At 42.8% G+C, this 12811-nt stretch carries 8 protein-coding genes and 1 tRNA gene; 3 read left to right on the plus strand and 6 right to left on the minus strand.

Annotation, left to right across the window (positions count from 1 at the left end):
• Nucleotides 1-96 precede the first annotated feature (96 nt).
• On the minus strand, nucleotides 97-1530 hold the full coding sequence (locus G496_RS0109800; protein ID WP_027179133.1) for a DegQ family serine endoprotease: 1434 nt from the start codon (nucleotides 1528-1530) through the stop codon (nucleotides 97-99).
• Nucleotides 1531-1946: 416 nt separating this feature from the next.
• Nucleotides 1947-2021 (minus strand) — tRNA-Val (locus G496_RS0109805).
• A 226-nt stretch (nucleotides 2022-2247) separates the two neighbouring features.
• Here G496_RS0109805 and G496_RS0109810 point away from each other — a divergent pair.
• From G496_RS0109810 to G496_RS0109820, 3 genes are all read left to right on the plus strand, one after another.
• Entirely contained in the window at nucleotides 2248-2649 is a 402-nt protein-coding gene (locus tag G496_RS0109810; RefSeq protein WP_027179134.1) for a MerR family transcriptional regulator, read from the plus strand.
• A gap of 368 nt (nucleotides 2650-3017) precedes the next feature.
• The gene (locus G496_RS0109815; protein ID WP_027179135.1) at nucleotides 3018-5240 is read left to right on the plus strand and encodes an AsmA family protein; all 2223 of its coding nucleotides are present in this window, start codon (nucleotides 3018-3020) and stop codon (nucleotides 5238-5240) included.
• A gap of 159 nt (nucleotides 5241-5399) precedes the next feature.
• Complete coding sequence (locus tag G496_RS0109820) at nucleotides 5400-6608, plus strand: methyltransferase domain-containing protein (RefSeq protein ID WP_027179136.1); 1209 nt, start codon at nucleotides 5400-5402, stop codon at nucleotides 6606-6608.
• A 138-nt stretch (nucleotides 6609-6746) separates the two neighbouring features.
• Here G496_RS0109820 and hypF read toward each other — a convergent pair whose 3' ends face one another.
• Genes hypF through G496_RS19370 form a run of 4 tightly spaced genes read right to left on the minus strand, consistent with a single transcriptional unit; the run spans nucleotide 6747 to nucleotide 12740 of the window.
• Nucleotides 6747-9080 carry a carbamoyltransferase HypF gene (gene hypF, locus G496_RS0109825; protein ID WP_027179137.1) on the minus strand — a complete coding sequence of 778 codons (2334 nt, stop codon included), beginning with the start codon at nucleotides 9078-9080 and terminating at the stop codon, nucleotides 6747-6749.
• 27 nt (nucleotides 9081-9107) lie between these two features.
• Nucleotides 9108-10049 carry a DUF362 domain-containing protein gene (locus G496_RS0109830; RefSeq protein ID WP_027179138.1) on the minus strand — a complete coding sequence of 314 codons (942 nt, stop codon included), beginning with the start codon at nucleotides 10047-10049 and terminating at the stop codon, nucleotides 9108-9110.
• Nucleotides 10036-11322 carry a hypothetical protein gene (locus G496_RS20565; protein WP_051294965.1) on the minus strand — a complete coding sequence of 429 codons (1287 nt, stop codon included), beginning with the start codon at nucleotides 11320-11322 and terminating at the stop codon, nucleotides 10036-10038. The genes G496_RS0109830 and G496_RS20565 overlap by 14 nt, the downstream gene beginning before the upstream one ends.
• Nucleotides 11319-12740: a sulfite exporter TauE/SafE family protein gene (locus G496_RS19370; RefSeq protein ID WP_051294966.1), complete on the minus strand. Its 1422-nt coding sequence runs from the start codon at nucleotides 12738-12740 to the stop codon at nucleotides 11319-11321. Before G496_RS19370 ends, G496_RS20565 begins: the two co-directional genes overlap by 4 nt.
• Nucleotides 12741-12811 lie beyond the last annotated feature (71 nt).

Raw genomic sequence — 12811 nt, forward strand, 5'->3', positions numbered from 1 at the left:
ATATACTAAAGCTTGTCTGTATGGAAGTCCGGTGATTCAAAAAAAACTGCCGGGGAAATTCCCCGGCAGTTGAGAGAGTTCTTAACTTTTCAAGAACTATTTTATTTCAATGGTCAGGAAGGAGTTGTGTCCCTGCCTTCTCATAAGTAGCAACAGTCCTCGTTTGCTTGAGGCTGAATTGACGATTGATTTCAGGCTGTCCACTGAGTCTACGCTTTTCTGGTTTGCTTCAAGGATAACATCACCGGGTCTTAGCCCAGCATCCTGAGCAACAGAATCATCTTTGACTCCAACAATTATCAGTCCGTGAGGTTTTTTCATTCCCAGAGCTTTTGCTTCCGTGTCGCGTGTTACCGGACGAACAGCAATTCCGAGCTTATCAATGCTTTCGTCTTTCGCCGGAGCATTGGGGAGGTTATTTTCAGCAACAAGTCCTTTGTCGCCGCGTTCACCAAGAGTGATGGTTAAATCTTTTTCACGTCCCTTTCTCCAGACAGTTATTTCAGCTTTCGTTCCCGGTGTGAGAATAGCTATCTTGCGGAGCAGGGCATTGGTGTCAGCAACCTTTTCGCCATCAACTTTAATAATGACATCGCCGACTTTCATTCCGCCTTTGTCAGCAGGATCACCTTCATTAACTGAGTTTACCAGAGCTCCAGCAGGTTTTTCCATCTTGAGGGCTTTGGCAGTGTTCTCGTCAACATTCTGAATTGTTACGCCGAGCCAGCCTCTATGAACTTTTTTGCCGGACTTGAGCTGCTCAATTACGTTTTTGGCCATATTTGAGGGAATTGCAAAACCGATTCCCTGTCCGCTGGCAATTATGGCGGTGTTGATACCGATAACCTGTCCATTCATATTAATAAGGGGACCACCACTGTTGCCGGGATTGATGCTGGCATCAGTCTGGATGAAATCGTCAAAAGGACCGGCTCCGATGATACGTCCTTTTGCACTGATAATACCTTTGGTTACGGTGTGTCCCAGTCCGAATGGATTTCCGATGGCCAGAACCCATTCTCCGACCTGTGAATTGTCGGAATCTCCGAAATCAAGGTGGGGCAGGTCTTTGTCAGTCTTTATTTTAATGAGAGCAAGATCGGCTTCTTTGTCGCGGCCGACGATTTTTGCCGGATAATCTTTTCCATTATCATGTAGTTTGACATGAATTTCATCGGCCGAAGCAATTACATGGTTGTTGGTTACAATATATCCGTCTTTGGAAATTAGAAATCCTGAACCGAGAGAACCCTGTTTCTGCTTATGTTTTGGAGAGTTGCCCTTGAATCTTTCATTGAATTGTTTGAAAAAATCTTCAAACGGGCTGTTCTGTCCGTGAAACCTGAACAGGTCCGGAATATTCGGAGAGCTGACTTCAACAGTTTTAACGGTATTTATGTTAACAACAGCTTGTCCTGTCGATTTTGCAAGGTTTACAAAATCAGGCAGGTTATTGCTCGCCAGAACTGCAGACGGTAGCAAAAGTACGGTAAGCAGGAATAAAGCGGGAATAAATTGTTTTGATTTCATTTTTATTAGTTCCTCCTGAATTGCTGAGGGAAAACGGTAACAGCAACTGCCTAATTATAGTGCTGTTTTTGAAAATGTAAATAGAGGCAGACTAAATTTGAGTGATGTTGGATATAAACAGCAAGTTTTTTATCTATATTTATTTGTTTTCGGTCTGACAGCATGTTTCGAAAAACATTGAGGGCAGCCAGTTCTGACTGTTTTACTTATCTGGCGGGGGAGTTGATTTATAGAAATGTTACAATATGGACGGGATGTTTTGTGGAGTAGTCGAGACAAGAATCAACAGTTAGAAATTTGATCAATCGGGCTTGCCCCCCTTTGTTTGGTGTAGACCCGTGTAGACCCACTCCTCTTTGTTTGTCTAGGAGCATAAAAAAAGGCTGGTGTAATTACACCAGCCTTTGAAATGTCAATGGTAGTCCCGAGCAGATTTGAACTGCTGACCCCTTCCGTGTCAAGGAAGTGCTCTCCCCCTGAGCTACGGGACTATTTCGCTGTCAACGGAGTGAGTTTCTACGTTAGTGTCATTAAGGTGTCAAGCCGGAAAATTGATTTTTTCTTAGATTGTTGAAATAATTTTACTATAGACTAATAATGTTCACCCGTTATGAAATTGGTTAAGTAGCTGCGGTCAGTTCTTAAACCGAGCTGGTTCCGGAACAAATTGTAATGGTAATGCTTTTCTATCCGGACCCTCTCTGGTAGTAACATATTATGCAGACAAGAGAAGAAGGACAGATATACAAAATAGGACAGGCAGCCGGTATGCTTGATGTTAAAACTTCCGTACTCAGATTCTGGGAAGGGGAGTTTGAACAGCTGCGTCCTATTCGCACATCATCCGGGCAGCGATTATATAATGAAGATCATATTGTTCTGCTCCGGCGTATTAAAGAACTTCTCTATGATGAAGGCCTGACGATAGAAGGGGCCAAAAAGAAACTCGAAGCAGGCTGGAACTCAGATGATTTAAAATTGTCGGACGAGATCGATGATAATGCAGGCGCTCTGCCGCTTTTCAGCTATGAAAAAAATGGAGATTATCAGGAGTCGTGCAGAAAACTTCTACTGCACGTCCGTGATGAACTGCTCTCCATAAAAGAAATGCTGGACTAACGAATTTATTTTTACTGTCCTAAAATAACAAATTTTTCTTTAATTATAATTCCTTCTCTTTTCATCCCTGATACAATTCCTTTCCAGCAGATTTAAGACTAATATCTGTATGGAAATAGAGTCGTTTGAGTTTACTGTGCCTGTTTGAATGATATGATTGTAACAAATTAAAATTATTTATGATTGTTGACATATTCATATCTATATCTACTAAAAATATACGTCTTCAAGTTCAAAATAGTTAGTCAAATTATATGATTTGGGGTATGCAGTTAAGCATAGTTCCTGATAATGTATTTATTGTATATAAATGTTGAAGTTGTTTTGTTTATTAATCCAAGTGTACTAAATATTATGGAGTAGGTTAAATGAACCGTCCTGCGAAAATTATCGTTACATTAGCCGCTGCATTGGTAGCAGTGATCGCTGCGGCTATGATTCTTGTCACTATTTTTGTGAATCCAAACGACTATAAAGATCAAATCAGTAAAATTGTTTACGAGAAAACCGGAAGGCAGCTTACCTTTCAGGGAGATATCTCTTTAAGTGTATTTCCATGGATAGGGGTTGCCACACAGGGGATTACATTTTCCAATGCTGAAGGTTTCGGGCAGGATCCAATGCTGAGCCTTAAGTCAGCAGATGTCAGCCTGCGTCTGCTTCCGCTCCTTTCCGGAAGTATCGCTTTGGGTGATATTTCGGTTGACGGACTGCAGGTCAACCTCATGCGTAACAGCAAGGGGATAAATAACTGGGACGATCTGACCGGGGCTAAGGCTGGTGAAAAAAATGATACAGCTGAAGTCACAGAACCTGAAAACTCCGGTGATTCCGGCAGCGCAATAGACCTCTCCATAGGCGGATTGGAAGTAGAGGATGCCCGTATAGTCTGGGACGACCGTAAAGAAAATGTGCGTCAGTCCATAGATGATTGTGATATCGTGCTGGGATCAGTAAAACCCGGAAGTCCGTTTGATTTTAAAGTTCATGTCAAACTGGCCTCAACTTCTCCTGATATAAAAGCTGATACAAATTTAAGTGGTATCGCCAAGCTTGATCTGGAGAGAAAAATTTATGAGCTCAGCGGTCTTAAAGTTGAGATAGATGCAAGCGGCGCCGCTGTTCCCGGCAAAACTGCTAAAGTAGTAGTCGGAGCGGATGCTTATGTTGATCTTGATTCCGGTAAGGCGGAATTAAAAAATATTGACGCTAATGCTTATGGAGCCAAGTTGACCGGTGAAGCTGCCGCTTCTGGATTTAACAATAACAAGCTGGCTTTTAATTCTTCTTTTGATGTTCCTGACTTCAATCTGGCTTCAACTTTAAAAATGCTCGGTCTTGAAATTAAAACTTCTGACTCAAAAGCTCTGACTAATGTGGGATTGAATATTTCCGCCTCAGGAACCGATAAATCTGTAAATATTAAATCTGTTCAGCTGAATCTTGATGATACAACCGCAAAAGGTTCCATGTCTTTTGCAAATCCGGAACGTCCTGATATTCGCTGCGATTTAAATGTGGATAAAATTAATATTGATCGCTATCTGCCTCCATCTTCGGAAAATAAAAAGTCTTCGTCTGATGCCGAAGCTTCTACAGACAAAGCTTCTGCTAAAAAGGATTCTACAGGTAAGGAAGAACTTCTCCCTGTTGACCTTTTGCGCAAGTTGACTCTTGATAGTAATCTGGAAATCGGTGAACTGGTTATCGGTGGTGCAAAATTAGAAAAGATTCTGGTCAAAGCCACCTCGGCCGGAGGAGTTTTCAAAATCAAGCCAGCCTCTCTTAATGTTGCCGGCGGATCATTTGCCTCGACTGCCAGCATTGATGCCAGTGGAAAAATACCACAGATCACTGCCGGGGCTAAATTGAGCGGTCTGGATGGAGCCAAGCTCTCCATGCAGTTGAACGGTGAAAAAAAGTTTGCCGGTATCATTGGATTTGAGACCAGTCTCAAAACAATGGGTAATGATATGAAAACAGTTTTTGCCAATCTCGATGGAAACTTCGGATTCACTGCGAAAGATGGTTATGTTTCCGGGTTTGACGTTTTGTTCCTTGCTAATGATGCCTTTTCAGTGCTGACAGGGAAGGATATGAGTAAGGGTGAAAATGACAAAACAGAATTCGGTTCAGCTTCAGCAACAGCAAAAATCACCAAAGGTGTCGCTGTGAATAAGGACCTGACCCTCAAATCTCCCTTGCTCAGAGCTTCAGGAGAGGGACTGATGAATTTGAATGATATGAAGCTTGATTATAAACTGGATGCAAAGATTGTAGGAACTCTTGAGGGACAGGGCGGAAAGAATCAGAAAGACCTTATCGGCCTGACAGTTCCGCTTGATATCAGCGGTCCTGTAAGCGATCCTTCAATCATGGTAAATCTTCCCCGTTTTGCCAAAGCCGTTGCTGCCGGCGGTTTCGGCATTGTCTCCGATGTTCTTAAAGGCGTTGGTGGCATAGTTGAAGGCTTGGGAAATGCTATTACCGGCAAAAAATCAACAAATGATTCCGGCTCCACTTCTAAGGAAAGTAAACCGGAAAAAGCAGTTGAAGAACTCGGTAATGCCTTGAAAGGTCTTTTTAACTAAATAAGTCCTAAAATATACTGTTGAGATTTAAACGCCGTGGCTTCTGCCGCGGCGTTTTCTTTTTTGTGCTGAACTTGCATTTTGATAGCGTTGTATTATTTAATAATGAATAATTCATTAACCATTGAACTCAATTCAGAGTGAGCAAAGAAGGAGAAATTGGCAAAGATTACTGATGATTCACTGGCAACAATAGAATTTATACTGCACTGGCAGTCTGATAATGCCGGCCATACAGACAGTTTTCTGGCAAAAAGAGTTAATATATGGAGGGATATATTCCCTGAAAAGCTGCTTGATAAGCTCAAAGGAGCTGAAGCAGGTGATATCATACGTCTTAATTTTGAACCCGGCACTCTTGTCCCGCTGTATTCAAAATCGCTTGTTGGAGAAATTCCGTTTAGAAAATTTACTCCTAGAACATTCGGCGGAATTAAAATTACACCTTCCAGAGGGCGATTTTTACCACAGGGTATGCTCTCCGGGGTTATAGGAGTCTATCCGCAGACGGTGACTCCGATGAGGATTCTTGAAGTTGGTGAAGATTCATTTCTTGCCGATTTCAATCATCCCTTTTCTAAGTTCAGTGCCGTGCTTGAGTGTCGCATCCAGAATGTCGCTCCCAAAGAGACTGAGACAGGAGGACGGTTACATCACTGGGCCGAGGAAATTTTCAATTATGGTCCGGGAATGCAGGCAGGTCTTAAAGATCAAAAAACAGACTTCCTGTGTAAGGATTTTTACGCCCGAAGTGATGAGAAAGCTGATAACATTTTTTATAACAATCCGCGTTTAGTCGGTCATGTTGATTCTCAGGCGTCGCTCAATCTTAAGAAAATATATTCAGAGTATTTGAGTGCGGGGATGGATGTACTTGATTTGATGTCCAGCGTAGAGTCTCATCTTCCTGATGATATGAATCTTAATGTCACCGGGCTCGGTCTGAATATGGATGAACTTCGTTCTAATCCCGTTCTCGCCGATAGAATTGCGTATGACCTGAATGCCGATTCTGATTTTCCGGTCGGCGATAAATTATTTGATGCGGTAATCTGTTCATTATCTATAGAATATCTGACCGACCCGGTTGGGGTGCTGAAAAAAGCGCATGAAGTTCTGCGTCCCGGTGGAGTGCTGCTGATTGGTGTTTCCAACAGATGGTTCCCGACAAAAGTTACAAACGGCTGGCTGGCACTGCATGAGTACGAGCGTATGGGATACATCAGACAACTGATGGAGCTGGCCGGATTTGAGGGCGAGTGGGGTACCGATGTCATCCGTAATGACTGGCGCCCGGTAACTGACAAACATTATTACGCCACCCGTGGAGCAAGCGATCCCATTTATGTCGTGCGTGGTAGAAAATAGTCGTAAACCTGACGGTAACTGTCTTAAATTTATAGCTTTGAAAAGGTTACATTACAAGTATTGTGAATTAGCAAAGTGGAGTCGAATATCTCGGCTCCCCTTTGTTTTTTAGAGTCTGTTTGTGAAAAATCATTCAGCTTAAATTTTCCCAAGTTGTTTCATGCGCTGCCCGTAAACAGCCTGACCAAGAGATATGCAGCCATCGTTTGGGGGAAGCTGTCTATGTACCAGAACATTAAGCCCATATCTGGAAAGTTCCCGAGGAAGTTCTATGGCTATGGTTCTGTTCTGCATAACCCCTCCGCTCAGTCCAACGGTATTAACATTCATTTTTTCACATAAAAAATGAGCGGCTTCAGCAACTCCCTTAATCAGTCCGAGATGAAATTTTCTACTTATTACTGCGGGTGAAATTTTTTGTCTGATGTCTTTAGATATCAGCTTGAGCATTGAGGCTGTATCAAGTTCAAACATTTCAGCGGATTTTATCAACTGACATTCATAGTATTTTTTTTCGCTCTGGTCCTGAATTTTTTCCAGAATTATAGCAGCCTGTCCCTCATAGCTGATTTTAGAGCACAGCCCGCACATGGCAGAGACAGCATCAAAAAGTCTTCCACAGCTTGATGTTGCAGGACAGTTGATATTTTTACTGAGCATCTGCTTAAGAAAACTGGCATTTTTTTCTAGGTCGGCGTCCAGTTTCATTGTTTCAGCAGGAAGATTAAGATCAGTAATAATGCCCTGAGCAATGCGCCAGGGTTCCCTTACAGCTGCTTCTCCTCCGGGGAGCCTGATGTTGGAAAAATGTGCAAGACGCTGCTGGTCAAGAGTGTCGGGATTCACATAAAGAAATTCTCCGCCCCAGATAGTATTATCCTCTCCGAATCCGGTTCCGTCCAAAGCGATTCCAATAGCCGGACCTGCGTGCATGTTTTCCGCAAGTACGGAATGAATATGGGCAAAATGGTGTTGCAGGGCAATACTTGGAAGTTTATCATCAATGGCTGCATTGGTGGTCATATAGTCAGGGTGCAGGTCTCTTATTATTAACTCTGGAGACACTTTCAAAATTCCGGTCAGGTGAGTCCGTATTTCTTTCCAGAATTCCAGAGTCTCAAGGTTTTGCATGTCTCCTATATGCTGGCTCACAAAAGCCTGATTATCTTTTGTTATACACAAGGTGTTTTTCAGCTCAGGTCCTGTTCCAATTACAGAAGGTCCTCCAGCTGTTAGAAAGACGGGGGATGGAACATAGCCTCTGGCTCTGCGCATGAACATTATGCGTTTTTCTTCGGTCTTGTTTTTATCGAATTCTGGAATTGTTGTGACAACAGAATCATCAACCCTGATGAGTATGTCTCTGTTATGAAAAAGAAAAACATCAGCAATTCCGTTCAGTCGGCTGAAAGCTTCCCGGTTACCCAGAGATATGGGGTCTGAACTCATATTCCCTGAAGTCATGATCAGCGAAGCCGGTTCAGTTTTGAGCTTTGAATAAAATTTCATAAGAACATGGTGGAGCGGAGTGTAGGGCACCATTATTCCGATGAGTTCAGTGTCTGGCGCAACTTCCGGGGCCAGATTGAAATTCTCTGATTTCGGCAGCAGCACAATAGGTCTTTCAAGCCCTTCAAGAATTTTGCGGTCTGTTTCGCTTACTGCGGCCAGCATTGCGGCGTGATCAGGGTCCATGACCATGACCGCGAGTGGTTTCTCCGGCCTGTTTTTCCGTTCGCGCAGAGCTGATACCGCTGTTGACGAGGACGCATCGCAGGCAAGATGGAATCCACCAAGACCTTTAATAGCCGCAATCTGTCCCTCGGCCAGCTTTGCTGCCAGCATTTCAAGCGCTTCGTTTTCTTTAGCTATGGTATTTCCATCTTTATCCGCAAGCCAGACTTTAGGACCACACTCAGGGCAAGCATTGGGTTGGGCATGGAATCTCCTGTCCAGTGGATCGGTATATTCATGCATGCAGTCTTCACACATAGGAAAGCAGGACATGGAGGTTACCGGGCGGTCATAAGGAATTGATCTGGTTATCGTATAGCGCGGACCGCAATTGGTGCAGTTGGTGAAGGGATAGTTGTAACGTCTGTTTGCCGGGTCGTTCATATCGGCAAAACAGTCAGGGCATGTTGCAACATCCGGGCTGATAAGCACTGAATGACCTTCGCCTGAAGTGCTTGCCAGTATCTGAAATTCTTTTTCTTTTGTCTGCGGGGTGGATTCGTCTACTTTTAGAGTTATTATGCGGGCCAGTCTTGGCAGGTCATTATCAAGGGAGTCTCTGAAACTGCTTAGTTGAGCATCTGTTCCCTGAATTTCTATTATGACACCTTCGGGACTGTTTTTTACACTCCCGGTGATATTGTTCTCAAGTGCTGTGCGGTAGATAAAAGGACGGAAACCGACTCCCTGAACCTGTCCTGTGACAGTAAGCTTTTTGCGGATAATATTTTTACTCATGCAATCTTCTTTTTTAAGATAGTGTTTTTACCGTTTGAACAGCTTCAACAGGTTTTTAAACTGTCCTTTTACCACCCTGAAAAATTCAAACTCCATCGGACTTAAGTTTACGGGAATTTGAAAATCTTTAGTGTCGAAATTATCCGGTGGTTCGACCGGATAATACAAATTGTCTGGATTACAGCCGCTTATATCTCTGCGCAAGCCTTCATTCCATAAAAGTAACTGACCGGGGTTCAGACCCAGAAGCATGTAACATGCCGTATCAATTGCCCAGGCATCCGGTGACGCAGCAAGAAGACTCAGCTCGAAGGATTCACCTTTTATGGGACCGGTTTTATGCATGGCATAGATGCCATCCATCACATTGAATCCCAGTGGCATTGAATCCGCAACTTCTACAATCATCTGTTCCATGAGTCCCGGATTTTCCCCGAATCTCGCATGAGCCATGGCTTTTCTAAAACCGACAACGCAGCCGAACATATTTTTTATCGCACCAGTCATATTGAACTGGCAATGGGCCTTGAGTTTGGGAATATTAACTATAAAATCAGTTTCCAGAGCATCCCTTGAAATTCCAATTTCTTCACCAAATGAAAGTTTAAGTGGAACAGGTCTGCCTAGAGTTTTTATTTTAACTCCGAGTCTGGCAAGTCCGGATGCAAGGCCGATGCTTTTTGCGACCTGTGCGGCAGATCCGTATGAAGGGGAGTCACCAACGGTGACTCTGGCTCCGCAGTCAAGCAGATAGCGGCATACGGACAAGATTACGTTGGGATGAGTGCAGGCTAACGGTCTGCGTGCTGTAACCATATTGGGTTTTATAAGAACTTTTGTTCCGGGATTGATTTTGAATCCGGTTTCTTCAAGGACCATTGCCGTGGCTCTATCCAGAAGAGTGGATTCATATTCCAGAATACGGAATAAACCGACAGGAATACTTTTGGCACTATTATGTTCGCTCATTCTTTTTTCTTTCCGACTTCCGCTTTTCTGAAATTTGTTTTTTCTGCTGAGAAATGTTTACTTTTTCAGAACTGTTTTGTGAAGTACCTGCTTTATCTTTTAATTGCGGTCCGGATTTTTTTAAAACTTTTCTTTTTACGGTTGGTTGCCCGCTGCTTTTCTTCTGTTCAGCTTTAATCCCATTCCGGGGTGACTTGGCAGCCGATTTTTCTTTATTCGCAATTTTCGCTGCCGGACGGCGTTTAACTTCTTTTTCTGATAACTGTTCAGCTTGCTTGCGCCTAGTAGCTGACTTGGTGTTCTTTTCTTTATCTGCACCCGGAGTTGTTAACTTTTTATCCTGCCTCTCCTTACTTTGTTTTTTGGGTATCTTTTTTTTCTGTGAATCTGGATTCTTTTTCTGAACTGCTTTTCCAGACTCAGACTTAACCGGATTCTGCGATTTTGTTGAGCTGCTCTTTGAATTTTCTGCTGACTTAATTTCAGCTTGAGTTTTATTCTTTGTTACTTTGGCTGAACTTTTCTTTGAGGAATTTTTTGAAACTTTTCCTTTAAGCCCTGATGAACTGAAATCGTGACGGAACTGATTGTAGAAACCATCCTGATCGAGATTTCTAAGAATGGATATGAAACCGACATCCCATAACAGGGAGAATATAAGGATAAAGAAAGTTCCTGATGTCAGTATTATTATACCCGAAGTTATTTCAAGCGGATCTGTGCCATACATATTATATGTAGGAATCAGTGCCTTATTTATAATGTCATCAACCAGCAGTCGCGGTTCGGGCTGCATTTTGTGTTTGAGATCAAGGCTCAACCTGTTGAGAATCTGGCTGACTATATACATACTCTCTTTTACCGGCATTGAATATCGGGCTTCTAAAATATCTCCCCGATTATAATACATGCGCTGAATATCACCTAAAAAATATTTAAGGGTATATCCAAGATCACCTTTTATAGTCACATTTTTCCCATCCGGTTCAATGAGCAGTTTATTATTCATCAGTATTATCGTGGCAGCCCTTGCCGTGGCCTCATTTGAAAAGGACAGTGTTCCGTCATAATTTTTGCCGAGTAGCTTTTTATTTCGTATTTCAAGTTCATTGAACGGAGGGGTAATTCCTTTACGCATGGATCTGAATACTGAATCCATGATAAAGTTGGCACTCTTGCCATTGAAAAAATTAAAATTCATTGAAGCTGAGAGAGCTGCTGAGGCCAGCAGGATGATGATGCCTGTAATGAAAGATTTTACCGACCTGTTCATTTGGCTGCCTCCTCTTTAGCTCTTCCAGCTAGCTTGGATTTTATCCCAGTGAACAGTTCGTAGATAAACCATGAAACAGCTATACCTGTTCCTATGATGAGAATGTAACGTCCGCTTTCGTTAAGAGTTGAGCAGAGATTGTAGGAAAGATCGGCCCCGGATAATCTCAGGTAGTCCGGTATTGCCAGCAATCTGTTTATAATAACGGAAATTATTGTCAGTGATATTAATCCCTTTACTTTATGCGGCTTTATGTATTCAAGGGCATGTCCGCCGATATGGACTCCTGCAACTGATCCTAAAATAAGTCCGCTGACACTATATATAGTGATGAAACCTTTCAGTCCGAAACCACCGATGGTCAGAAAACCGGAAGAGATAGCAATTCTGGTGAAATCAGCTCCGATCATGGCTGATCCAAGACATGCGAATCCACGGGTCAGAATTGTAAATCCAAAGATAAGTCCTCCTGAACCGATAAGCGACATGAAGAAACCACCGGCAAGGGAGAACAGGAAAACCGGCAGTGCTGAAATTCTGTCATGTTGTTTCTTGAGTGTATTAAGCTCTTCCTGCGTTATTTCATTTTCTTTAAGCCCGTCATTTGGAGGATAAAATTTGAGGCTGGAAGGAAAACTCAGGTACGGGAATATTTTAATTCCTCTTATTTTTTTTGCTACATCCCACGGCTCTTCATTTATCTGGTGAGATTCAAAACTTTCAATTTGTGGTTTGATATCTTGCTCAGGTGGAGTTTCCGGTTTGGTCTCGGTTTCATCAGGATTTATGTTTTCTGTTTTTTCTTCGTCCGCTTTATTGTCGGGATTTATATATTTCTCGGATTTTTCTTTTTCAAGACGCAGCGCCGCCGCATATCTGGCCGCGGATTCGCGAAAGTCAGGCACAATTATAAAAGCATAGCTGATAAGCCACATTACAATCATTAATGATATGAAGATATTACTTCCCGGTGGAGAACCCATATAAATTTTAATTGAAAGCCATAATCCGGTGAAACCGCCAAGCGCGGTTCCAATTGAAAGAACTCCGCTAAAGATGTAACGAACTTTTTTTCTAATGATGAGCCTGATTGTCTGCACCAGTGTAAAGATGAAAATTCTGAACATCTCTGCACCTACGGCATAAATACCTGCAACACCAAAGCTCATTAAAGCAGGAACAACCATAAATCCGCCACCGGTTCCGGCGGCAGCGCTGAGTATTCCTGCGGCAAGACCTGCCAGCGGAGGAATCCATAAAGGAAGGTCTGTAAGATCAGGCAGGGCGTATGGTGAAAATTTTCCGCCGAGATTATCAGGAAAGGGGATTCCGGCAGCCGGACAGGCTGTAGCAGTAAATACTGTTAGTATTATTGTGATGAATAATAAGATGCGGATGTCGATGCGGTTGGTTAGCATAATAGAGCCCGCTGGGTAGATATTTTTTTTATTGTTCACATTAAAGGTTAACGGATTTCATTTCAATAACA

It is taken from the genome of Maridesulfovibrio bastinii DSM 16055, from assembly GCF_000429985.1.
GTDB classification, from domain to species: Bacteria; Desulfobacterota; Desulfovibrionia; order Desulfovibrionales; family Desulfovibrionaceae; genus Maridesulfovibrio; species Maridesulfovibrio bastinii.